At 62.5% G+C, this 23,245-nt stretch carries 19 protein-coding genes; 3 read left to right on the top strand and 16 right to left on the bottom strand.

What is annotated here, in order from left to right; genetic code table 11:
* Positions 1-53 precede the first annotated feature (53 nt).
* The 15 genes from M5C01_RS09770 to M5C01_RS09840 form a co-directional block, all read right to left on the bottom strand.
* Positions 54-791 (bottom strand): cephalosporin hydroxylase family protein, encoded by a 738-nt coding sequence (locus tag M5C01_RS09770; RefSeq protein WP_103495979.1) that lies wholly within the window; start codon positions 789-791, stop codon positions 54-56.
* 17 nt (positions 792-808) lie between these two features.
* Positions 809-1,879: a class I SAM-dependent methyltransferase gene (locus M5C01_RS09775; RefSeq protein ID WP_152738468.1), complete on the bottom strand. Its 1,071-nt coding sequence runs from the start codon at positions 1,877-1,879 to the stop codon at positions 809-811.
* Positions 1,869-2,726 carry an NAD(P)-dependent oxidoreductase gene (locus M5C01_RS09780; RefSeq protein WP_103495997.1) on the bottom strand — a complete coding sequence of 286 codons (858 nt, stop codon included), beginning with the start codon at positions 2,724-2,726 and terminating at the stop codon, positions 1,869-1,871. Before M5C01_RS09780 ends, M5C01_RS09775 begins: the two co-directional genes overlap by 11 nt.
* Before the next feature lie 5 nt (positions 2,727-2,731).
* A complete protein-coding gene (locus tag M5C01_RS09785) occupies positions 2,732-3,958 on the bottom strand; it encodes a class I SAM-dependent methyltransferase (protein ID WP_152738465.1) in 1,227 nt (408 codons plus the stop codon).
* Positions 3,955-4,515 carry a dTDP-4-dehydrorhamnose 3,5-epimerase gene (gene rfbC / locus M5C01_RS09790; RefSeq protein ID WP_152738462.1) on the bottom strand — a complete coding sequence of 187 codons (561 nt, stop codon included), beginning with the start codon at positions 4,513-4,515 and terminating at the stop codon, positions 3,955-3,957. The genes M5C01_RS09785 and rfbC overlap by 4 nt, the downstream gene beginning before the upstream one ends.
* Positions 4,512-5,594, bottom strand: coding sequence for a CDP-glucose 4,6-dehydratase (gene rfbG, locus M5C01_RS09795; protein WP_152738459.1), 1,083 nt, complete (start codon positions 5,592-5,594; stop codon positions 4,512-4,514). Before rfbG ends, rfbC begins: the two co-directional genes overlap by 4 nt.
* Positions 5,576-6,349, bottom strand: a complete 774-nt coding sequence (rfbF, locus tag M5C01_RS09800; protein WP_103495984.1) for a glucose-1-phosphate cytidylyltransferase — start codon at positions 6,347-6,349, stop codon at positions 5,576-5,578. The genes rfbG and rfbF overlap by 19 nt, the downstream gene beginning before the upstream one ends.
* Before the next feature lie 170 nt (positions 6,350-6,519).
* On the bottom strand, positions 6,520-10,113 hold the full coding sequence (locus M5C01_RS09805; RefSeq protein WP_178129817.1) for a glycosyltransferase: 3,594 nt from the start codon (positions 10,111-10,113) through the stop codon (positions 6,520-6,522).
* A 112-nt stretch (positions 10,114-10,225) separates the two neighbouring features.
* Complete coding sequence (locus tag M5C01_RS09810) at positions 10,226-11,791, bottom strand: flagellar hook-associated protein 3 (RefSeq protein WP_152738456.1); 1,566 nt, start codon at positions 11,789-11,791, stop codon at positions 10,226-10,228.
* Positions 11,792-11,804: 13 nt separating this feature from the next.
* Positions 11,805-13,856: a flagellar hook-associated protein FlgK gene (flgK, locus tag M5C01_RS09815; RefSeq protein WP_103495987.1), complete on the bottom strand. Its 2,052-nt coding sequence runs from the start codon at positions 13,854-13,856 to the stop codon at positions 11,805-11,807.
* A 10-nt stretch (positions 13,857-13,866) separates the two neighbouring features.
* Positions 13,867-15,162 (bottom strand): flagellar assembly peptidoglycan hydrolase FlgJ, encoded by a 1,296-nt coding sequence (gene flgJ, locus M5C01_RS09820; protein ID WP_152738453.1) that lies wholly within the window; start codon positions 15,160-15,162, stop codon positions 13,867-13,869.
* Between the two features lie 10 nt (positions 15,163-15,172).
* The gene (locus M5C01_RS09825; protein ID WP_152738450.1) at positions 15,173-16,282 is read right to left on the bottom strand and encodes a flagellar basal body P-ring protein FlgI; all 1,110 of its coding nucleotides are present in this window, start codon (positions 16,280-16,282) and stop codon (positions 15,173-15,175) included.
* A gap of 11 nt (positions 16,283-16,293) precedes the next feature.
* On the bottom strand, positions 16,294-16,971 hold the full coding sequence (gene flgH, locus M5C01_RS09830; RefSeq protein ID WP_103496532.1) for a flagellar basal body L-ring protein FlgH: 678 nt from the start codon (positions 16,969-16,971) through the stop codon (positions 16,294-16,296).
* A 55-nt stretch (positions 16,972-17,026) separates the two neighbouring features.
* Positions 17,027-17,812: a flagellar basal-body rod protein FlgG gene (gene flgG / locus M5C01_RS09835; protein ID WP_152738447.1), complete on the bottom strand. Its 786-nt coding sequence runs from the start codon at positions 17,810-17,812 to the stop codon at positions 17,027-17,029.
* 46 nt (positions 17,813-17,858) lie between these two features.
* Positions 17,859-18,599, bottom strand: coding sequence for a flagellar basal body rod protein FlgF (locus M5C01_RS09840; RefSeq protein WP_177100078.1), 741 nt, complete (start codon positions 18,597-18,599; stop codon positions 17,859-17,861).
* Positions 18,600-18,932: 333 nt separating this feature from the next.
* Here M5C01_RS09840 and M5C01_RS09845 point away from each other — a divergent pair, with 333 nt between their 5' ends.
* Positions 18,933-19,799: a hypothetical protein gene (locus M5C01_RS09845; protein ID WP_103496529.1), complete on the top strand. Its 867-nt coding sequence runs from the start codon at positions 18,933-18,935 to the stop codon at positions 19,797-19,799.
* Complete coding sequence (locus M5C01_RS09850) at positions 19,796-20,518, top strand: TylF/MycF/NovP-related O-methyltransferase (RefSeq protein WP_100938982.1); 723 nt, start codon at positions 19,796-19,798, stop codon at positions 20,516-20,518. Before M5C01_RS09845 ends, M5C01_RS09850 begins: the two co-directional genes overlap by 4 nt.
* Positions 20,519-20,542: 24 nt before the next feature.
* Here M5C01_RS09850 and M5C01_RS09855 read toward each other — a convergent pair whose 3' ends face one another.
* On the bottom strand, positions 20,543-22,102 hold the full coding sequence (locus M5C01_RS09855) for a sigma-54-dependent transcriptional regulator (RefSeq protein WP_103496528.1): 1,560 nt from the start codon (positions 22,100-22,102) through the stop codon (positions 20,543-20,545).
* 292 nt (positions 22,103-22,394) lie between these two features.
* On the opposite strand from M5C01_RS09855, the gene phhA reads away from it, so the two are divergent.
* Positions 22,395-23,180, top strand: coding sequence for a phenylalanine 4-monooxygenase (gene phhA / locus M5C01_RS09860; protein ID WP_152738441.1), 786 nt, complete (start codon positions 22,395-22,397; stop codon positions 23,178-23,180).
* Positions 23,181-23,245 lie beyond the last annotated feature (65 nt).

The following is a 23,245-nucleotide window of genomic DNA, read 5'->3' on the forward strand; positions in this document are numbered from 1 at the left end:
AACCTTTCCCCAAAACTGCGAATCGACCAATGAACTCAGGATGATGTGGCTATTTAGCGAACCCGGCGCAGGTAGCCGTCAGGCGCGACGGTGACCAGCAGCTTGTTCTCCAGCTGCTTGTCGATCTCGAAATCGCTGTTCTCTTGCAGGTATGCCCAGACCGCGGTCTTCGGGTTGTCACCCGGGCCCCATGGACGATCAGGGAAAAATTCCGGCGGCATGTCCTCGACCACGGTATCCATCACCACGCAGTAGCTACCGACGGAAACCAGCGGCGCGTAAAGGCGCAGCTCTTCCAGTACGTGATCGTGGGTATGGTTGGAATCCAGGACCAGGATGACCTTCTTGCCCGCGGCAGCCGCACGGACCTGCTCGGCGGTCGACTGTTCGATGCTCGAACCCTCGATCATGCGGATGCGCTTGCTCATCGGATGGCTCTCGATGGCCTCGCGGTTGTGCCGGCGGATATCAAGGTCGATGCCCAGCACTTCGCCGTGGCCTTGCAGCTCAAGCAGCGAGGCGTAGTAGATGATCGAACCGCCATGGGCGATACCACACTCGATCACCAGGTCCGGCTTGACCTGCCAGATGATCTCCTGCATCGCCATCATGTCCTGGGGCAGTTGAATGATCGGCCGGCCCATCCAGGAGAAGTGGTAGCTGTACTTGTGCTTGGCCGACTCGTTGAAGAAGTCGCGGGCCAGGCCCTGGAGTTTTTCGTCCTGGCCCTGGGCGGCGATTTCGGCTTGGCATTCGGCTTCGAAGGCTTGCATAACGGTCTTGGTCATCATTCAGTCTCGGCAAAAGTTCATTGAAAGGAGGCGCTGTCGACGGCGTGGTAGACGTAACGTCCGCCCGTCATGCGCTTGATTTCTTCGAGGTAATTGGAGTTCATCACAAACAGGTTGGCGCCAATGGGCAAGGCATCCAGGGCTTCCTCCGGCGACGACACGCGCACACCGCTGAGGGGCAGATAACGCCCCTGCTTGGCCGGGTTGATATCCACCACCTGGTCCACCGCCACTCCCGCCCGCTGCAGGAACAGCGAATAGATCACCCCCTTGGAGGACGCGCCCCAGATACACGAGCCTTGCTCGGGCGCCTCGCGGATGATGCGGATCGCCTTGGCCAGGCTGGCGGTGAAGTCATCCGGCAGGTCTTGGCGCAACACCGGCTCGGTCGGCGTCAGGCGCAGGCTGCCGAGGTCGGCGACGATATACAGGTACTGCCCGCCGAACAGATGGCCGGCCTCGTGCACGGTGCCGAACAAGCGGCGCAGGTCATCGAGACGGAAGTAGTTGACGTGTTCGTAGAACAGGTCGAACCAGGCCCGGTGCTCGACGATCCAGTCAAAGCACGGCACCTCGATATAGATCTGCCCGCCCTGGTTGGCCTCGGCCATCGCCGCCAGGAACGCCACCGGGTCGGCGATATGCTCCAGCACGTGGCGCAACACCAGGGCATCGGCGGCCAGGCCGAGGCCACGGGTGAACGGTGCCTTGATCACTTCGGGGTTGCTGCCTTCGTAGGCCGGGTCGATACCGGTGATGGCGTAGCCGAGGCCGCGCAGCAGCTCGAGGAAATAACCCTTGCCGCAACCGACCTCGATCAGGCTCCGGCCCTTGAAGTGCCGGGCAATGATGCCTTCCACGTCGCTCAAGTGCTGCTGGAACTGACCGGAATGGGCCTGCTCGTTCTGATAGTCGCTGTCGTAGCTCAACTTGTCGGCATCGAAGGCCTGGTTGAAGATCAAGCCGCTGACTTCGTCCTGTACCAGCACGATATCGGCGCGGGCCGAAGCCCTGGCCGAGGCCGCGTCGGCAAAGGTGCGGTTTTGCAGGACCGGCAGATCACCTGCCCGATACAACTCATGCGCCATGTTCGACTCCCAGTAGCTGTTGCAGTCGCTCGGCCACGGCCCAGAACGCCATGGGCTCGTGACTGGCATAACCGTAGTGACCCAGGTTCAGCGCGATGGACGATCCGCGCTCGCGCAGACGCTGCTCGACCAGGGTCCGGACCGCAATCGGGCGGCCGCTGGCGCAATTGACCACGCCGGAAAAATCCCGCTGTTCCAGCAACCGGGCCAGGTAATCGGCGGCCACTTCAATAGCCAGATAATCACGCAGTTGCTCGCCGGCCGACATGTTGAAGTGACTGTCACCGGCCGCGATGGCACGGTCCAGGCTGGCCAGCAGGCTATTGGGGTTCTGCCCCTCGCCATGCAAATAGAACAGGCGCGCCCACTGCAGGTTGAACGGCATCTGCTGGCGCAACGTCTCCAGGAACAGGCGCAGGGTGTTCTTCGCCAGACCGTAGGGATTGCTCGGCTGCGCCGGCGTCGCTTCGCTCAACGGCCCACTCTGCAAGCCATATTCGAAGCAGGTGCCGGTCACCAGGACCTGGGGCACACCGGCTTCGACCGCCTGCTTGATAAAACGGTAATCGGCGAACAGGTTGTGTTCGAAGTGAAACAGCGCCTGGTAGTTCGGCAACCCCGGCCAGGCCAAATGGGCCAGGGCATCGACGCCCTGGGTCAGCATGGCAACATCAAGGTCCACGGCATGCACGTCGGCGGCGATAAACTCCACATCGTCGATCCACGGCAACTTGCGCGCGGCCTCGGGATCGCGAGCCACGGCCCGCACCGAATGCCCGCGCGCCAGCAAGGCCGAGACCAGATGGCGACCGACAAAGCCGGTCGCACCGGTCACCAGCACTTTCAGGCCGCTCACAGGATCGTCAACTCGGGTACGGCGACGACAAAACGGCCGCCCCATTCACGCACCACGGCCTGCTGCTGACTCACTTCCTGCAACAGGTTCCACGGCAACACCAGCACGTAGTCGGGCTTTTCCGCCTCGATACGCTCAGGCGAGACCACGGGAATACGACTGCCAGGGAGAAACTTGCCCTGCTTGTGCGGGTTGGCATCGGCGACCCAGGCCAGCAGGTCCGGACGGACCCCGGCATAGTTGAGCAAGGTGTTGCCCTTGGCCGCCGCGCCATAACCGACCACACGCTTGCCTTCGGCCTTGGCCTGCAACAGGAAACGCAACAGCTCGTGCTTGATGCGCTCGGCGGCCGGTGCCAGGGTGGCGTAGAAAGCCGGGGTTTTCACCCCCGCGGCCAGCTCGGCGTCCAGCACCTGGCGGACCACTGCCTGCACCGGGCGACGAGCACCGTCGGCGCGCTGCACGAAGACCCGCAGTGAACCGCCATGGGTCGGCAAGCCGCCGACATCGAAGATTTCCAGGCCATTGCGCACGCACAAGGCCTGCACCGCGGTCAGCGACAGGTAGGAATAGTGCTCGTGATACAAGGTATCGAACTGCTTCCCGGCGATCAGGGCCAGCAGGTGCGGGAACTCGAAGGTGGCCACGCCCGTGGGCTTGAGCAGCGTCGCGAAGCCCTGGAGAAAATCATTGATGTCCGGCACATGGGCCAGCACGTTGTTGGCCGCCATCAGGTCAGCCGCCCAGCCCTCCTCGCGCAACTGCAACGCGGTATCGCGCCCGAAGAACAGCTCGCGGATCTCCAGGCCTTTGTCCCGCGCCGCCTGGGCGGTGCTGCGGGTCGGCTCGACACCCAGGCAGCGGATACCGCGCCCGGCGACATACTGCAGCAGGTAGCCATCGTTGGCGGCCACCTCCACCACGCGGCTGTCCGCGGTCAGTTCGAAGCGCTCGACCATCTCGCTCACATAACGCTCGGCATGCTCCAGCCAGGTACTGGAAAACGAACTGAAATAGGCGTAGTCAGCGTCGAACAGCGTATCGGCACGGGTGTAGTCCTCGGTCTGCACCAGCCAGCAGCTCTGGCACACCGCGACTTTCAACGGCAGCCACGGCTCGGCCTGCTCCAACTGGTCAGCCCGCAGGTAGGCATTGGACGGTGGCGAAGTCCCCAGATCGATCAACGGCAAGACCAGCGGGGTGCCGCAACCTCGGCAGTTCATAAACGCACTCCAGGGAAAGACGCATCGATCAGGGGGTGACTGCTGTCCCTGGCCGACAGATTTTTGACAGCCTCGGGCCAGGTGATTGCCAGACGCGGGTCGAGCACTGACAGACCGCCCTCGGACGCGGGCGTGTAGTCGGCGCTGTGCAGGTAAAGCAGTTCAGCATCGTCGCTGAGGGTCTGGAAACCGTGGGCGAAGCCGGCGGGAATCAACAGGCCGCGACCGTCGCCGGCACGCAGGTACTCGGCGTGCCAATGCAGGAAGGTCGGCGAATCCGCACGCAGGTCCACCGCCACATCCCAGACTTCACCACGCAGGCAGGTGATCAGCTTGGCCTCCGGGGCCTGGGCATTCTGATAATGCAGGCCGCGCACGCTGCCACGCTCGCGGGTGCAGGAGTGGTTGATCTGGCGGATATGAAACGGCTCGCCGAACGCACTCAGGCTGCCTTCGCAGAACAACCGGGAAAAATGCCCGCGCTGATCGGCGTGATGCTTGTGCTGTACGCTGAACAGCCCCTTGAGGGGCAAGGCATGAATCAGGAATTCACTCAAAGCTCACCCCGGTACAGATTCAATTGCGCCAGGGTCACGCTGCGCATGTCCTCGGCGTTTTTCCAGGCCAGGTGCCAATCGAGGGTCTGTTCCAGGCATTGCTGCAAGGACCAGCGCGGTTGCCAGCCGAGCAACTGCCGGGCGCGACTGCTGTCCAGGCGCAACAGACCGGCCTCGTGCAGCTCGCTGGGCTCGACCCGCAGGCCCGGCGCCTGGGGCCAGCGCCCGGCGAGTCGAGCGACGACGTCGCCGACACTGCACATGTCGTCCTCGCCAGGCCCGAAGTTCCACGCCCCGGCCGCTTCCGGCCCACGCTCATACAGCGCGGCGGCCAGTTGCAGGTAACCGGCCAGCGGCTCCAGCGCATGCTGCCAGGGCCGTACCGCCTGTGGATAACGCAGGGTCACCGGCTCATCCGCCGACCAGGCCCGGAGCACGTCGGGAATCAGCCGTTCCGGGGAGAAGTCGCCGCCGCCCAGGACGTTGCCGGCCCGCGCGGTCGCCACCGCCAGGCCATGGGCCTCGTAGCGTTCGGCCGGGAAAAAGGAGGCCACATAGGACTGCGCCAACAGTTCGCAACAGGCCTTGCTGCTGCTGTAGGGATCATGGCCGCCGAGGGCTTCGTTCTCGCGATAGGGCCAGGCCCACTCCTGGTTGGCGTAGACCTTGTCGGTGGTGACCAGCACACAGGCACGCACCCCACCGACCTGGCGAATCGCTTCCAACAGGTTGAGGGTACCCATGACATTGCTCGAATAGGTGCCGAGCGGATCGCGATAGGCTTCGCGCACCAGCGGCTGGGCCGCCAGGTGCAGGACAATTTCCGGTTCGGTCTCGGCGATCAGTTCAAGCAAGGCGCCGAGGTCGCGCAGGTCGCCGCGCTGGTCGTTGAGACTCTCGCCGACCCGGGCCAGTTCGAACAGGCTGGGGTCGGTACTGGGATCGAGGGCGAAGCCGCTGACCTGGGCACCCAGGCTCTCGAGCCACAGTGCCAACCAACTGCCCTTGAACCCGGTATGGCCGGTCAGCAGGACCCGCTTGCCGCTCCAGAATGCCCGGCTCAGTCCCACTGCTTCCATGGGGCCTCCCCGCTCTGCCACAGTTGCTCCAGGTGATTCTTGTCCCGCAGGGTGTCCATCGGATGCCAGAAGCCGTCGTGCTGGAAGGCGTTCAGTTGCCCCAGGGTGGCCAGTTCCGCCAAGGGTTCGGCTTCCCAGACGGTACTGTCGTCACTGAGCAGCGACAGCACCTTGGGCGACAGGACGAAGAAACCGCCATTGATCCAACCGCCATCGCCACGGGGCTTTTCGATAAAGCCACGGACCATGTCACCGTCGCGCTCCAGCGCGCCGTAGCGGCCTGGCGGCTGTACCGCAGTGACCGTCGCCAACTTGCCGCTGGAAAGGTGGAAGTCCACCAGCGCGCCGATGTTCAGGTCCGAGACGCCGTCGCCGTAGGTGAAGCAGAAGGCCTCTTCGTTCTCCAGGTAACGCCCGGCACGACGCAGGCGGCCGCCGGTCATGGTGTCTTCGCCGGTGTCGATCAGGGTCACGCGCCATGGCTCGCTGTAGTTCTGGTGAACGTCCATGCGATTGTTGCTCATGTCGAAGGTGACGTCGGAGGTGTGCAGGAAGTAGTTGGCGAAGAAGTCCTTGATGGCGTAGCCCTTGTACCCCAGGCAGATCACGAAGTCGTGGATACCGTGGGCCGAGTACTGCTTCATGATGTGCCAGAGAATTGGCTTGCCGCCGATCTCGATCATCGGCTTGGGCTTGAGGTGCGATTCCTCGCTGATCCGCGTGCCCAGGCCACCCGCCAGAATAACTGCCTTCATCAACGTCCCCTCTTGTTCGACACAGGGCCTGCTCAGGCGCTGTGGGACTTCCCAGACTGCCGGGTCAAATCGCGCCAGCGGCACGCGGCCCGTGGGCCGCGCCGCCAAATGCACGATTTATGGCGATATGCAGGGGGACTTGCAGGAAACGCGCCAGCTCAACAGCGGGATCAATCGGCCAGCCAGCCGTTCTCCCAGTAACGCAGGTTGTCGCCACGCAACATGTAGTCGCGCAGGACGATCTCACGCAGTTCATCCCCCATGCGGTAGCTGGCATCGGGATCGGACAGGTGCATGCGAATCGCCTGCAGCCACTCATCGGTGGAGTTGCTCTTGACCTTGGTGCACGGCAGGTAGCCGGTATAGGCCTTGGTATCGGTGCAGATCACCGGATAGCCGCAGGCGCCGTACTCCAACAGCCGCAGGTTGCTCTTGCAGTCGTTGAAGATGTGGAACTCCAACGGCGCCAGGGCCAGGTCCAGGTTCAGGCTGGCCAGCTTCGCCGGGTACACCTCCAGCCCGATCACCCCATGGAACTCATGCATGTAAGGGCGCAAATCGTCCGGGCACATGCCGAAAAAGACCCAGTCGACCTCCGTCGCCAGCTCGCGCACAACCTCGGCGATCACCGCCAGATCGCCGGAGTGACTAGTGCCGCCGCCCCAACCGACACGGGGTTTTTTCGAGGTCCGGCGCTGTCCCTTCAAGCCCGTCCACAGGTGGGTCGCGAGCATATTGGGAACGACCCGGATATCGCTGTGCATGGACGACAGGGCATCGGCCAGCGGCTCGGTCGACACCACGACCCGATCACACAGGCCGATGCCGCGACGAACCAGCGCTTCCATCTCGTCACGGGTCGGCATGTTGCGCACATGGGCGTTTTTCTTGGTCGGCTGGATCACATAGTCATCCAGCTCGTAGACGCGCCGGGCATTCGAGTAAGTCTTCAGCGGCACGCACTCATTGATCGGCCCTTCGGTATAACGCCCCTGCAGCACGATAACGTCAGGAGACTGACGCTCCACTTCGATAATCGACGGCATTTCATACATGACCCGCCCCACCGCCCGCCCCGCGGCCTGCAGTTCGATCAGTGGCTGCGTCACCCGGTAATGGCCGATGGCCGAGGCGTTGACCGGAAGCGCCAGGACCTTCGGCAGGTTGCGGACTGAAAACGGGCTCCAGCCGGAAAGCAGACCTGGTTCGAGGCCAAAACTGCTGCCGCCCAGGGTGCGCAGGCTCAGGTTGGGATTGTAGGCCGGATCCCGAGCGATCACGGGCAGCCAACGCAGATAGAACGCCTCCTGCTCAGCCTCGCGCAGGGCTTGCTGGTCCGCCTCGAGAACCACGCTCGGGCGGGCCCCCAGGGCCAGTTGCGCATGCGGGGTCCAGACCACCAGATAACCGCTGCGGCCAATCTTCAGACACAAATCGACTTCACCGAGCGTCTGCACAAACTGCGCTTCATCCAGCCCCTGCACGCTGTCGAACACGGTCTTGCGCACCATCAGGCAATCGGCACCGACCGCACTCAGATCATGGGCGATCTGCAAACGATGCATATAGCCCGCGGACTGCAGGGACTCGCCATGAAAAGGCAGGCCCGCAGGCCCATGCAATCCCAACACCAGGCCGGCATGTACCACGCGTCCGTCGGCATTGAACAGTTTGGGGCCCACCACGCCGACTTCCGGGCGCTGCGCATGGTTGAGCATCTCGTCGAGCCAGAGGCCGTCAGTCACCATCAGGTAGGGGTTGAACAGCAACAGATAGTCGCCCCGGGCTTGCCCGGCAACGGCGTTGATAACGGCAGCCTGGCTCTGGCGGGCAAAGGTCAATACGCGCAAACGATCGCTGCCCATACGGGCCATGGCGTTCAGCCAGGCCAGCGCCTCGGGACTTTCACTGCCGTTGTCCACCAGCAGCAGCTCGTATTGGCGGTAAAGGGTTTTTTCCAATAAGGTTTCGACACAACGCTGTACCGCCGCCAACTGATCCTTGCAGACGATAATGATCGAGACCAGCGGTCGATCCGCGTGCAGATAATCCACACGGTTGAACAGCGCCTGCCCTCTGTCACGCAACTCATGGTCCACGCCGAGACGCCACAGATGCGCCTCGAGCAGCGGTGCGTTCAGTTCGAGCAACTCGGGCAGCGACATCCACTGGGAAAGCGACAACACGGACTCCACCAGTACCTCGGCGATATGCCCGACGACCTGGGTACCGACTTGCTCGACCAGCCGCCAGAGCAGGTCGTGAGGCGCCAGTTCGCCATGTCGCGAGTCGAAACCACCGAGCGCCAGGAAAGGCTCGCGCTTGAAGGCCAGGACACGCCCCACATACGGATAGCTGCGCATCAGGTCCAGGTTGAAGTCGGACTTGAAAACCGGCTCCGCCGGCTCGCCGTCGCGCAAACAGCTCTCGTCACTATAGAAACAGCATTCCTCGCCGGCCTGCACGATGCGATCAGCCAGCACCAGCAGCGCGGGCTCCACCAGACGATCCCCGGCACGCAACAGATAAAACCAGTCAGCGCCGTCAATCTGGGCCAACAGCTCATTGAGTTGCTGCTGCCAGTCCTCTTGCAAAGGCAAGGTAAACACCCGGTCCAACAGCACGGCTTCGCTACAGGCGTCAGACAGTACCAGTGTCAACTCCGCGGGATAGAGCTGCCCGGCCAGACTCTGCAGGGTGCTGTCCAGGCCGGAGAGACCACCCTCCCGATCAATCACCACCGCCACGATCTTCGGCTGCCACGCCCACTCGAGCAGTGCATCGGGCAGCAGTTTGCGCTCGGGCTCCGTCAGGGTCCGACACGCCAGCCACTGGGCATACATTTCGGAAAAACTGTCGCTGGTAACCCCGACGCGCCAGATCTCGGTGGTCTGCTTGGTGCCCAGGGTCCGCAGCAACGCCAGTTCACCCCAGACCCGTGGCGACTCATTGGCGCGGGTCAGCGGCAACAAACGGACCCAGCCATGGGCCGGGGCCGACTCGCCGCTGCGCGCCTTGAGCATTTGCAGCAGCCACTCACGCTCGGAGAGCACCGCATCAAGCATCGCCTGCTGCCGGCTGGGCCGTTCCGGGTAACGACGCTCGACACTCAGGACGTGGTTCAGCATCACCATATTGCCGCGACGCAACAGGCAGATATACAGCGCGAACTCCAGCGAAGCGACAAAACAATGCCCCGGCTGGGTCAAGGCGGGCAACCACTCCAGCACATCCGCACGGCGCAACAGCGCATTGCTGAAACCACCCAGGATATTGACCGGAAAGGTCTCGAAAATCGCCAGCAGGTCCTCGCCCTTGAAGACCGAACAAGTGGGCGCCAACGTAGCGTTCTCAAGACGAATCGGCAGTTGCAGATCGTCGGCGTCCCAGAACATGCGTTGCGCCAGCACCAGGTTGACGTCGGCCTGCTCGACCAGGACCTGCGCCTGGCGCTCGATACAGGCGCCAAACAGTTGGTCGTCATCATAGAGAAACTTGATGAATTCGCCCTGGGCCAACTCAAGACCCGCGAGCAAATTAGCCACATGCCCGAGCTTGAGCGCGTTACGAACATAACGTACCGGCCGGCCCGCCTCTTCACTCATGGTCTCGACCAGACGGCCAATTTCGTCATCCTGGCTGTCATCGCACACGATGATTTCGAGATTGCCGTAGCTCTGGCCCAAGGCACTGTGCAGGGCTTTGCCAAAAAAGCGTGGATTGACGGCGGGAATGACGAGACTGACGAGTGGGACTGGGTTCACGACGGGGCTCGCAAGCGGCGCGACTCACCCGATCGGACGAGCCACTGGAACCGCTGAAAAAGGCGGTTGATGGAGGCGCGAGAGCCACGATGGCTCCCGCGCCCGGGTCGAATCAGATCTTGTTGAACAGGCCCAATTGACTGATTTTGCTGAAGGCCAACTGCGCCGCCTGCAACATGGTCTGCTGCAGGGTCAGCTGGGTCATGACCGCCGCCGGGTCGGCGTCGCGAATCGCCCCCTGGCTGGTGGTATTGGCCAGCACCAGGCTCTGGTTGGTGGCGTCCTGGGCATCCAGGACCTGGCCGCGGGTACCGATGGCGGTGACCGCACTGCCCGCCTGGTCCATGGCGCTGGTGACGTTGCTGACCCCGGCGTTCATGCTTGCCAGCAGCTTCTGCTGGGCAACCGGATTGCCATCGGCCGGGGTGTTCAACGTACCAATCATCTGGTTCAAGGTATCGAGGATATTCTGGGTCTGGTGATTGTTCGGCTGGACCACAAACTGATCACCGGCCGCCGGCGTACCGCCCAAGGTCAGGCTGACCCCCGCCGCCGTCGCCGTGGAACCGGCCATGGTCCCCGAGGACACCGGCCGGCTGCTGGCCGTGATCGGCGATGCATACAGGTCATAGGCCGTGGCGCTGGTGAACTTGAGGATCGCCCCACTGGCAGGGAAGGTGCTGTCGTAGGCCGCCTGGTTGGTCGTCGTCGCCCCGGTCACCACCGCGGTCGACGGGTTGCCGGCGCTGCGCGAGGTATTGAAGGTATCCGGCTGCGCCGCCAGGGTGAAGCTATGCCCGGCAATCACGGTATCCGGCACATCACCGGACTTCAGGTTGAGGTTCAGCCCCAGGTCCACGCCTCGGAAGGTGACCGTCTGGTTCGCGCCGTTGCTGTTGCTGATCACGCCGTTCTGGCTGGCTTCGGAAGTGACGTCAGCGCCGCTGGCATCGGTGATCTTGATCTGGGTACTGCTGAGGAAACTGACGGTATACGGCTGACCGCCGGCGAACTGAGCGTTGTAGGTCGCGCTATTGCTGACCTGGCCGTTGGACAGGGTGACGCGACCGTCGTCCACGGCCGGCGAAGTCATGGTGACCTGGGTGCGGGCAGTGTTGATGGACTGCTGGAACGCGTCCCAGCCGGTCACATTACTGGCCACCGAACTATTGTCGCCAATGGCCAGGTTCAACTGCGACTGATCACCGTTGTAGCTGTAGGTGCCGTCGGAGTTGGCGGTATAGGGCGGAGCGCTGGTCTTCGAACCGCCGAACAGATAGTTGCCGTTGGCATCCTGGCTGTTCATCAGCCCGAGGACCGTTTGCTGGATCTGTCCCAGCTGTTGGGCATAGGCCTTGCGATCGGCATCGGTGTTGGTGCCGCTGATGGCCGACAGCCCGATTTCGCGAGCCGATTGCATGGCGCTCTGAATCGCGGTCAAGGCCGTTTCCGACTGGCTGAACGAGCCTTTGAGCGAGCTGATATTGCTGGAGTACTGGGTCAGCGCAGCGCTTTGCTGGCCCAGTTGCAACAGCCGCGCGGCCCCTACCGGGTCATCGGCGGCGGTATTGACCTTGACCATGCTGCTGGCCTCGGCACTGGTCTTGAGCGTGTCGTTGTAACCGCGCTGGTAGTTGGCAGCCGTGGTTTCGTAATACTGGGCGGTGGAAATGCGCATGAATCACGACTCCTTAAAGGCTGCTGAGCAGCGTGCTGAAGATGGCCTGGGCGGCTTTGATAATCTGCGACGCGGCCGTGTAGTACTGCTGGTACTTGACCAGGTTGGCGGACTCTTCGTCCAGGTTGACGCCGGACAGGGAGTCGCGCGCGCCCTTGGCGTTGGTCAGGATGGTCGTCGTCGCCGTGTTGTCCGAGGTGGCCTGGGACGCCTTGGTACCGACAGTGGAGACCAACGTGCCGTAGGCGTCGGAGATGCTGCTGCCGCCGTTCGTGGCGCTCGTGCCCACGGTCTTGCTGTTTTGCAGGGCGACCAGGGCGGTGCTGTTGCGGTTGTCCGAAGAACCGGCGCCAGTCATCGACATGGTAAAGCTTTCACCGGACTTCGGATTACCGCTGACCGTGGTCTGAACGGTGAAGGTCTTCTGCACGCCTGCGCCGTCCAACACCGGATTGCCGCTGGCGTCGACCATGTTGATTTTCAGGTTCAGTGTGTTGGCCTGCCCCGGCACGATGGTACCGGTGCCCATGACGTTGCCCTGGGCATCGGTCAGGGTGTAGCCCTGGGTACCCGCGGTCGCACCGGTACCCGGTGCGCCGAAGACGATCTTGGCCGGCGTGCCGTACTTGATGGCATCCTGCAACTGCGCGTTGTTGGTCGCGTTGGACGTGCCCAACTGGTCGACCAGGGTCGGCTGGGTGTAGGTGCCGCCGTTGTTGGCACTGGTGACACCGGCCAGCGGCGCCGCGGCGGCAATGTTCTGCGCGTTGGTCATCACCGTCTGGATATCACTGGCACCGCTGCGGGTCGGGGTCACCTTGAAGGTGTCGCCGGCACTCATCGCGCCGCCGCCATTGAGGCTCAGGGTGATCCCGTCGATGACCGGGGGTGGCGTGGTCGTGGTGCTGAAGGACCCCATCGCGGTGCCGTCCGAGCGCGTGACGCTGTAGTTGGTCGCGCTGCTGAAGGTGACCTGGTAATCGTTGGTGGTCAGCGCACCGGTGTCGGCGATGGTCACGTTCAGGTTGCCGGAACCGGCGCTGTTGTTCCCATTGGCGATGCTGCGCTGGCTGATCAGGGTGGCGCTGTTGATATCGTTGAAGATCGGCGAACCGAAGTTGCCGTTCTTGTCGATGCCCTGGGCCTGCTGCTTGTTCATCTGGTCGGCCGCGACCATGGCAATGCGCCCCAACGCGTTGATCGACGGGTCGAGCACATCGCTGCGATAGCGCAGCAGACCACCGATCTCGCCACCGGTCACGGTGGAGGTGATATCGACGGTGCTGGTGCCGCGATCCAGTTGCAAGGCCGACTGGCTCGGGTCGTCCTTGCTCGGCACGGCGGACAGGGTGTTGGTGCTGTTGCCCATCACCAGCGGCTGACCGCTGCCGATATAGACGTCATAACTCGAACCGCGCTGGACCACCTGGGTCCCGACCAGCTCGGACAACTGGCGCACCGCCTCGCTGCGCTGGTCCAGCAGGTCGTTCGGGGCACCGGCGGCGGTGGTGACTTTGGAAATCTGATCGTTGTACTGGGCAATGGTACTCGCCAGCTTGTTCACCTGGCCGGCCATGTCCGACAGGTTGCTGTTGATCCCGGTGTTCTGGGCGCTCAATTGCTGGGAGAGGGAGTTGAGTTTGTCGCTCAACGCCTGGGCGCTGGTCAGCGTCGTCTGGCGGGACGCATCGTCCGTCGGGGTGGTCGACACACTTTGCAGCGAGCTGAAGAACTTCTGCAACGAAGCGGTCATGCCGGTGTTGGTATCCGACAGCATGGAGTCGGTCGGCGTGACCTGGGCCAGGTACGAGGACGAATCGCTGTTGAGCGAGGTCGAGGTTTGCAACTGCGCATCCAGATAGGCGCTGTAGACCCGACGGACATCCGCCAGGGTCGTGCCGGTACCGATGAACACGTTGCCGTATTGCTGCGAGGCAGAGCTGGTCTGAACGGTTGACTGACGTGAATAGCCGGCCGTATCAACGTTGGAAATGTTGTTGCCGGTGGTGTTCAAAGCCGTCGAGGCCGCGTTCAACCCCGTCATACCAATATTGAGCAAGCTCATGATTCAGACCTTATAAATTCGTGGAAGCGCCCGCCGCAGCGTAGTTCTGGTAGCTCTTCATCTGTTTTGCTATTTGCGAAATCTTGCTGGCGTAGTCCGGGTCAGTGGCATACCCGGCCTTTTGCAACTCGCGTACAAACTGTTCAGGTTTATCGGCCGACTTCAGCACATCTTGATAGCGATTATTACTTTGCAGCATGGTCACCAGATCGTGGAAGCTGTCCTGGTAGGAGGCATAGGAACGGAAGTCCGCCGTCTCCTTGACCATCTGGCCATTTTTGAACTCACTGGTGATGGCGCGGGCCTGCGGCCCTTGCCAACTGCTGCCGGCCTTGATGCCGAACAGGTTGTGACTGCTGCTGCCGTCCTGCTGGCGCATGACCGATTTGCCCCAACCGGTTTCCAGGGCTGCCTGGGCCACCAGGTAACGCGGGTCGACACCAATGCGCCTGGCCGCCTGTTCCGCCATCGGCAGCATGGTGGCGACGAATTCGTCGGGCGAACCGAACGCCTGTTTGGCCGGCGCCAACGGCGGCTGGGCCACGGCGCGACCATAGATCTGCATGCGCGTGCTCGGCACATTGCTCAAGCCGTGGATGGCCTGACCCTGGAGCACGGAATCGCTGGCGGCGCTGTTGCGCGCCGGCACAGCCTGGGCGTTGACCGTGGCCAGGCTGCCGTCGGCCGACGGCACCAGCCCGGCGACCAGGCGATCAGTCAACTTGCTCGGCAACGCCAGGCGGCGCTCGTTGAGCTTGGCCATGTCGTTGTGCAGGCTGCCGTCGCTGTTGTGGATCGGGCTGGCGACCCGCGAGGCCCACAACGGCCGCTGGCCATTGGAGCGCGCGAATGGTGAAGCCGCGGTCGCGGCCGTGGTGGTGCCAGCATTGATCGGTGTCGGCACCGGCGTTTCGCTCGCAACCGTACCGGCCGGCGGCCCGACCTTGAGCCTGCCCTGGGAGGGATGCGTCGGTTTGTTCTTGCTCATCTGGCGCACCAGCACATCGGCCAGGCCGATACCGCCCCCCTGGCGCGACATGGTCACGGCCAACTGATGGTCGTACATTTCCTGGTACTGCTTGGTCGCCGGGGTATTGAGCGGATTGTCCTGGGCCATTACATCAGTGGCCGCGCGCGCGGACTTGAGCATTTCGCCAACGAACAGCGACTCGAACTCCTGCGCCACCTTGCGAATGTTGGCATCGCTGTCGCGGTTGCCGACCTTCAGGCTGTTCATTCGGTTCAGGTCGCTGTAGGCACCGGAGTCGCCGGTGCTTGCCAACCCGCTCTTGCGCATATCCACCATAGCGACGGCCTCAAATCACGATCAGGTCGGCTTGCAAGGCGCCGGCCTGTTTCAAGGCTTCGAGGATCGCCATCAAGTCGCCTGGCGCCGCACCCACCTGGTTCACCGCACGGACGATCTCGTCCAGGGTGGTCCCCGGGCCAAACTTGAACATCGGCTTGGCTTCCTGCTGGGCGTTGACCCGCGAACGCGGTACCACCGCCGTGGTGCCATTGGACAGCGGCCCCGGCTGGCTGACGATCGGGTCTTCGGTAATGGTCACGGTCAGGCTGCCGTGGGTCACGGCCGCCGGCGACACCTTGACGTTCTGGCCGATCACGATGGTGCCGGTGCGCGAGTTGATAATGACCTTCGCCACCGCCTGGCCCGGATCGACCTCGAGGTTTTCCAGCATCGACAGGTAGTCGACCCGCTGGCTCGGATCCAGCGGCGCGGTGACGCGGATCGAACCGCCGTCGATGGCCTGGGCCACGCCCGGGCCGAGCAGATCGTTGACCTTGTCGACGATCCGCTTGGCGGTGGTGAAGTCGGAACGGTTGAGGTTCAGGGTCAGGCTGTTGCCCTGGTTGAAACCACTCGGTACCGCGCGCTCCACCGAAGCCCCGCCGGGAATACGGCCGGCCGACGGAACGTTGACGGTGATCTTCGAACCGTCCGCGCCAGAAGCATCGAAACCGCCCACCACCAGGTTGCCCTGGGCGATGGCGTAGACGTTGCCGTCGATACCCTTGAGTGGCGTCATCAACAGGGTGCCGCCGCGCAGGCTCTTGGCGTTACCGATGGACGAGACAGTGATATCCACCACCTGCCCCGGCTTGGCGAACGCCGGCAGGTCGGCACTGATCGACACCGCCGCGACGTTCTTCAACTGCACGGTACCGGCGTTGGCCGGCACCTTGATGCCGAACTGCGAGAGCATGTTGTTGAAGGTCTGCAGGGTGAACGGTGTCTGCGTGGTCTGGTCACCCGAACCGTTGAGACCGACCACCAGGCCATAACCAATCAGCTGGTTGGAGCGCACACCGGAAATACTGGCGATGTCCTTCAACCGCTCGGCCTGGGCACCGAGAGCGGTGGACATCAGCAGCACAGCCGCCATCAGATGCTTGAGATTGAACATGGTCGTAGCACCTAGAAAGGCCAGAGCGGGCTGAGGAAGAAGCGGTCGAGCCAACCCGGCTGGCTCGTATCGGCAAAGGCGCCGGTACCCGAGTAGGTGATGCGTGCATCGGCCACGCGAGTGGACGGAACGGTGTTATCGGTGGCGATATCATCCGCCCGGATCATCCCGGCGATGCGCACCAGCTCATTGCCGGTATTGAGGGTCAACCACTTCTCGCCCCGTACGGCGATGATGCCGTTGGGCAGCACGTCAGCCACGGTCACGGTGATCGAGCCGGTCAGGCTGTTGCTCTGCGCGGCCTTGGAGGAACCGTCGGTGGTCTTGGTACCGCCATAGCCGATATTCAGGTTTGCGTTGCCGCTGGTCACCGACGAGCCGAAGAGCGTGGTCAGGCCAAAGTTGTTGGCATCTTTCTTCGACAGGTCGGAGTTGGCATTTTTGCTCGCCTGGGTGGCTTCATTAAGGGTAATGGTGACAATGTCACCGACCCGGAAAGCCTTGCGGTCGCCATACAGGTTCTGCTCGAAGCCGGCCTGGTAGATCGAACCGTTGTTCGCCGCGGCGGGCAACGGGGTACGCGGCAACACCGGCGCGTAATACGGGTCATTGGGCTTGGGTGGCGGGCTCATGCAGCCGGCCAACAGCGCCATCGCGCTCAACGCGAGCATGGAAAACAACCGATTCATGACCCTATTACCTCACGGTGTTGCAGGCGCCCTTCAGGCCGCCTCATAGACTTGATTACAGGTTCTGTGCGACGTACTGGAGCATCTGGTCGGCGGTGGAAATCACCTTGGAGTTCATCTCGTAGGCACGCTGGGTGGTGATCATGTTGACCATTTCTTCCACGGTGCTGACGTTGGAAGTTTCCAGGGTGCTCTGCTCGGTGGTACCGAAACCGTTGAGACCCGGGGTGCCGACCTGCGGCGCGCCGCTGGCGGCGGTTTCCAGAAACAGGTTGCCGCCCTTGGCCTGCAGGCCGGCCGGGTTGATGAAGTCGGCGGTCTGGATATTGCCGATCACTTGCGAAGTCGGGCTGCCGGCGACGGTGATCGAGACCGTGCCGTCCTGGCCGACGGTGAAGGTCTGGGCGTTGTTCGGGATGATGATCGCCGGCTGCAGGGTGAAACCGTTGGCGGTGACGATCTGCCCGGTGTTGCTCAGGTGGAAGGTACCGTCACGGGTGTAGGCCGTGGTGCCGTCCGGTTGCAGGATCTGGAAGAAACCGCGACCGTTGACAGCCATGTCCAGCGGCTGGTCGGTGGTTTGCAGACTACCGGCGGCGAAGTTCTTCTGGGTGCCGACGATCCGCACACCGGTACCCAGTTGCAGGCCCGACGGCAGTTCGCTGTCCTGGGTCGACTCGGCACCCGGCTGACGCTTGATCTGGTACAGCAGGTCCTGGAACTCGGCGCGATCACGCTTGAAGCCGGTGGTCGAGACGTTGGCCAAGTTGTTGGAAATAGTCGTCAGGTTGGTGTCTTGTGCCGCCAAACCTGTTTTTGCAACCCATAGAGCCGGAAGCATTCTGTTCTCCTTCGCGCGCCTGTTTTACGGCGCTACGTTCTGGTGATTAGCTGTTCTGCAAGACCCGAGCCATAGCCGTGTCATCTTCTTTGGCGGTGTTCATCATCTTGATGTGCAATTCGAACTGCTTGGACAGGGCCAGCACCGAGGTCATTTCCTCCACGGCATTGACATTGCTGCCCACCAGGAAGCCCGAGACCACCTTGACGTTGGCGTCGACCGGCGCGGTCGTGCCGTCCTTGGTATGCACCACGGCATCCGGCCCCTTGATCATGTTCTTCAGATCCGGGTTGACCAGCTTGATGCGGTCGACTTCCGCCACCACCCGCGGCCCTTCACCCATGGCGCGAATGCTGATGGTGCCGTCCTCGCCCACTTCGATCTTCGACTCGGGTGGCACGGCGATCGGCCCGCCATTGCCCATGACCGGCATGCCGTTGCCGGCACGCAGCACCCCGAGGGCGTCAATATTCATGCTCGCGGTGCGCACGTAACCTTCGCCGCCGTCAGGTGTCTGCACGGCCACCCAGCCGTCACCGGCCACCGCCACGTCGAGATCGCGACCGGTCTCGACCATCGGACCCGAGTCGAAATCCGTGCCCGGACGCTCGGACATGGCGTAGGCACGTGACGGAAAGCTGTCACCGAACACCGGCATGGAACGAGCCTGTTCCAAGTCACGTTGAAAACCGTTGGTCGAGAGGTTCGCCAGATTGTTGGCATGGGCCTTTTGCGCCAGAGCATTCTGGGCCGCACCGGTCATTGCCACGTAAAGGTACTTGTCCACAGTCTTTCCTCTTCCTGACGGGCGTTTGCCGCCACCGCTGTACTGCGAGAGGCGCAAGCAATTTCCGAACCAACTTTTTTCTTGACGCAGGACAAGCCCTCGTGACGGGGCTTGAGTACCTTTGGCTGGCTTTCAAGGTCTTGAGGGCAGGCGAAAAAACGGCGCGGTTATGCCGCTGGCGGCAAGTATCGGTCGTTTCTCCTCGTGCGGCGGGCGCCAGAAAACCACCCTGGAATAGACCTTGCAAGCCAACCCGGCAGACGGCAACCAACGTCAAGTTTGCCCCGTGACTGCCGACATTCAGAATTAGCCACAGTATTCAGGAGGGCTGACGTGAACCTGTACATCAACCAACTACAGAAAAAAGCCGACTTCAAGGAAGAGATCTATTCAGGCGCCATCTTCCTGGACACCCAGTTGGCGACCGCCAAGGAGCTCTGTGGTTTTGCCAAGGAAAGCATCACCCTGGCCTTTGACGGCGAGACCGATCACCAGTCCCTGCACACGATGATGCCGGTCGAGGAATTCGTCAGCCGGGTTACCCGCCTCAAGGGCCAGTTCACCAACAGCCAGCGCGTCAAGGACCTGATCCTGGCGTTCATCCATGAAGTCGGCATCGACCCGCGCGAGTACATCTTCGATGTGCCGCGCCTGCGCGTCGTGCCCAACTACAACTACCTGCACGCCGGCGTCAGCTACGCCTACAAGCCCCATCGCGACACCTGGTACGGCAGCGTCGATTGCCAGATCAACACCTGGATGCCGGTCTACACCATCGCCCCGAACCAGACCATGATGATCAACGCCGGCTACTTCGAAAAGCCGGTGCTCAACACCTCGAAGGACTGGAGCCTGAACGACTGGATCAACAACCAGCGGCACAAGGCCAAGGAAAACCTGACCGAGGAAGTGCGCGTGCACCCGGTGCCCCTGGCCGACATCGATACGTCGTCGGAAGTCCGCATTGCCGGCAACACCGGTGAGATGCTGATCTTCTCCGGTTCACATTTGCATGGCACCGTACCCAATTACACCGAACAGACCCGCTTCAGCGTGGACTTCCGCCTGATGCACCTGGACGACCTGCAACACAAGCGCGGCGCCCCCAACGTCGACAGCGCCTGCCCGGATGTCGGGGCCGGCTTCAAAGACTACTTCCACGCCCACGACTTCTCGAATTTCCAAGGAATCTATCAATGACCAAGCGCCGCATTACGCCTGCCGAGGCTCAATACAACGAAACCCGTGCCGGCGTGCTCAAGCGGGTCGATGCCGAATACGTGGCCGACGCGCCGTTCGTGTTCGCCAACCGCATCAACGTGACCGCCGCCCTGTCGCGCATGGAGCTGTTCAAGAAGGTCATGGACGTGCCGGGCGCGATCATCGAATGCGGCGTGTACAAGGGCAACTCGCTGATGCTCTACATGCACCTGTCGATGATCCTCGAGCCGTACGCGATCAACCGTTCGATCGTCGGCTTCGACACCTTCGAAGGCTTCACCAGCATCAACAAGGATGAAGACCCGGCCGACATCAACGAGAACATGTTCTCCGACACCGACCAGTCGCTGATCCAGGACATGATCGATGCCAACGACCTGCTGCGTCCGGTCAACCGCATCCCACGCTGCGAACTGGTCAAGGGCGATATCTGCAAGACCGTGCCGGAATTCGTCAAGTCCCGTCCGGACCTGGTGGTGGCCATGCTGATCCTCGATACCGACCTCTACGAGCCGACCAAGGTTGCCCTGGAAACCTTCCTGCCGTACATGCCCAAAGGCGCCATCGTGGTGCTCGACGAGGTTGCCTATCGCAACTTCCCGGGTGAAACCAAGGCCCTGCGCGAAGTCTTCGACATGAACAAGATCGAACTCAAGCGCCTGCCGTTCGACTCGTGCGTGGGCTACTTCCACATCTGATCGAGCCAGGGGCGGGAGGCCTGGTTACTGCCCGCCCTTGACGACCTCATATTCCTTCAGCTTGTTGGCAATGGTGGTATGGGAAACCCCCAGCCGCTTGCCCAGCAAGCGACTGCTCGGATGCTCCGAGTACAGGCGCTCCAGCACCGCCCGCTCGAACCGCCCGACAATCTCGTCCAACCCGCCCTCCAGGGAAAAATCCCCCAGGGGTTGGCGCACGCCATAGTCCGGCAACCGGATATGCTCGGCCTTGACCACCCCGCCCTCGCAGAGGGAAACCGCCTGGAACAGCACGTTCTCCAACTGCCGGACATTGCCCGGCCAGTGATAGTGCGCAAGACGATCCATCGCCGCCGGCGCCAGCTTTGGCAAGGGGCAACCGATCTGCCGACTGGCCTGGTCGAGAAAATGCTCCACCAACGGGGTCAGCCCGTCCAGGCACTCACGCAGGGGCGGGATATGCAGGGACAACACGTTGAGACGGTGATAGAGGTCCTGGCGAAACTCACCCCGCGAACACAGCTCCGAGAGGTCGACCTGGGTCGCGCAGATCACCCGCACATCCAGGTACACCTCCTCGTCGCTGCCGACCCGACGGAACCCGCCATCCTGGAGAAAGCGCAATAACTTGACCTGCAGGCGCGGACTCATCTCCCCCACCCCGTCGAGGAACAAGGTGCCGCCGGCGGTCAGTTCCAGCAGCCCGAGCTTGCCCTCGGCCCGCGCGCCCTCGAACGCGCCGGGACCGTAGCCGAACAGCTCGGTTTCAGCCATGGACTCCGGCAAGCCGGCGCAGTTGAGGGCCATCAACGGCGCCTGTCCCCGCGGGCTGGCCAGGTGGCAGGCCCGCGCCAGCAATTCCTTGCCGGTCCCGGTCTCGCCTTCAATCAGCAGCGGTGCATCCAGCGGTGCCATGCGCCGGGCCTCGCGAACCACCGCGGCCATGACTTTCGAGCTCTGGAAAATACTGTCAAAGCCGCGCAACTCCTGCTTGCGCACGTTGTAGATGCGCTCGCCGACCTGGTCGGCGCGATGCAAGGTCAGCACCGCGCCGGCCATCGCCTCGCTGTCATCGTGTTCAGACTGCAAAGGCGCGATATCCGCCAGGAAAACGTCACCCTTGATCTTGACCCGCAGGCCATTGATCCGCGACTGGTTGGCGCGCACCAACTCCGGCAGGTCGAAATCCGGTGCATAACGCGCCAGCGGGATGCCCGGCACCTCGTCAACCCTGACCCCGAGCAACTGCGCCGCCGCGCGGTTGGCCGCGACAATCGAGCCGCCCATGTCGATGGACAGCACCGGAAACTCCAGGGCCCCGAGCAAGGCGTTGAGCTCCATATGCCGACGCTCGCTGGGCATCAGGCCGACGCGTTTGACGCCGAAAACCCCGGCGATGGTTTCGAACTTCGGCCGCAGGGCCTGGAACTGCAGGTTGATCAGATTCGGGCAGTGCAGGTAGATGGCATTGCCCTGATCACCGCCGACTTCGCCACGGGCGACGTTGATGCCGTAGTCCACCAACAGATTGAGAATGTCGCGAAGAATGCCGATGCGGTTCTGGCAGTGCACTTTGATACGCATGGAAAGGCTCGAAAAGGGTGATAGCCGGGCCCCATGGGCCCCTGCGGAGCGGGCACTTTTTTCAGTACGCCGCAGTTAGTCGTAAAGATTATGTGACGAAAACCCGCTTGATCGCCACGTAAAAACGCCTTACGCAGCAGCAAAACGCCATTTCGTAACGATTTCTTTACGAAATATCGGCATGCATCCTACCCCTTCGCGCTTTGCCCTGGATGCGCACACCCCCTCAACGGGTTAACACTAAGCCCATCGCAGCACATAACAAGAACGAATCCCCCAGCAGGAGAGCGGTATGAAGCAGACGCACTACGTGGCTCGCGAGCCCGATGCGCAAGGTTTTATCGACTACCCGGCCGCCGAGCATGCCGTGTGGAACACCCTGATCACTCGCCAACTGAAAGTGATCGAAGGCCGCGCGTGCCAGGAATACCTCGACGGCATCGAAAAACTGGCCCTGCCCCACGACCGGATTCCGCAACTCGGCGAAATCAACCAGGTCCTCGGCGCCACCACCGGCTGGCAAGTCGCCCGGGTGCCGGCGCTGATTCCGTTCCAGACTTTTTTCGAACTGCTGGCCAACAAGCAGTTTCCGGTGGCGACCTTCATTCGCACCGAAGAAGAGCTCGACTACCTGCAAGAGCCGGACATTTTCCACGAGATCTTTGGCCACTGCCCGCTGCTGACCAACCCCTGGTTCGCCGAATTCACCCACACCTACGGCAAGCTCGGCCTGCAAGCCAGCAAGGAGCAACGGGTGTACCTGGCGCGCCTGTACTGGATGACCATCGAATTCGGCCTGGTGGACACCCCGCAAGGTCGGCGCATTTATGGCGGCGGCATTCTCTCCTCGCCGAAGGAGACCGTGTACAGCCTGTCCAACCAGCCCGAGCATCAGCCCTTCGATCCGCTGGAAGCCATGCGCACGCCGTATCGCATCGACATCCTGCAACCGCTGTACTTTGTCCTGCCGAACCTCAAGCGCTTGTTCGACCTGGCCCACGAAGACATCATGGGCATGGTCGAGCGCGGCATGCAGCTGGGTCTGCACGCCCCGAAATTCCCGCCCAAGGCCGCCTGATCCGCGACATTGAGCGCTACGTGCGTCTTTCTCGAACCGACGTTTTCGAATAGCGTATTCGAACG

Origin of the sequence: Pseudomonas sp. MWU12-2319 (assembly GCF_023242525.1) — a bacterium.
GTDB classification, from domain to species: domain Bacteria; phylum Pseudomonadota; class Gammaproteobacteria; order Pseudomonadales; family Pseudomonadaceae; genus Aquipseudomonas; species Aquipseudomonas gingeri_D.

Coding starts and splice junctions, on each gene's coding strand:
- M5C01_RS09850 (WP_100938982.1), top strand. CDS start 19,796: ATGACCAAGCGCCGCATTACGCCTGCCGAGGCTCAATACAACGAAACC.
- M5C01_RS09785 (WP_152738465.1), bottom strand. CDS start 3,958: ATGAACTGCCGAGGTTGCGGCACCCCGCTGGTCTTGCCGTTGATCGAT.
- M5C01_RS09810 (WP_152738456.1), bottom strand. CDS start 11,791: ATGCGCATTTCCACCGCCCAGTATTACGAAACCACGGCTGCCAACTAC.
- M5C01_RS09825 (WP_152738450.1), bottom strand. CDS start 16,282: ATGTTCAATCTCAAGCATCTGATGGCGGCTGTGCTGCTGATGTCCACC.
- rfbG (WP_152738459.1), bottom strand. CDS start 5,594: ATGGAAGCAGTGGGACTGAGCCGGGCATTCTGGAGCGGCAAGCGGGTC.
- flgJ (WP_152738453.1), bottom strand. CDS start 15,162: ATGGTGGATATGCGCAAGAGCGGGTTGGCAAGCACCGGCGACTCCGGT.
- M5C01_RS09775 (WP_152738468.1), bottom strand. CDS start 1,879: ATGGCGCATGAGTTGTATCGGGCAGGTGATCTGCCGGTCCTGCAAAAC.
- M5C01_RS09855 (WP_103496528.1), bottom strand. CDS start 22,102: ATGCGTATCAAAGTGCACTGCCAGAACCGCATCGGCATTCTTCGCGAC.
- rfbF (WP_103495984.1), bottom strand. CDS start 6,349: ATGAAGGCAGTTATTCTGGCGGGTGGCCTGGGCACGCGGATCAGCGAG.
- flgK (WP_103495987.1), bottom strand. CDS start 13,856: ATGAGCTTGCTCAATATTGGTATGACGGGGTTGAACGCGGCCTCGACG.
- phhA (WP_152738441.1), top strand. CDS start 22,395: ATGAAGCAGACGCACTACGTGGCTCGCGAGCCCGATGCGCAAGGTTTT.
- M5C01_RS09770 (WP_103495979.1), bottom strand. CDS start 791: ATGATGACCAAGACCGTTATGCAAGCCTTCGAAGCCGAATGCCAAGCC.
- flgH (WP_103496532.1), bottom strand. CDS start 16,971: ATGAATCGGTTGTTTTCCATGCTCGCGTTGAGCGCGATGGCGCTGTTG.
- flgG (WP_152738447.1), bottom strand. CDS start 17,812: ATGCTTCCGGCTCTATGGGTTGCAAAAACAGGTTTGGCGGCACAAGAC.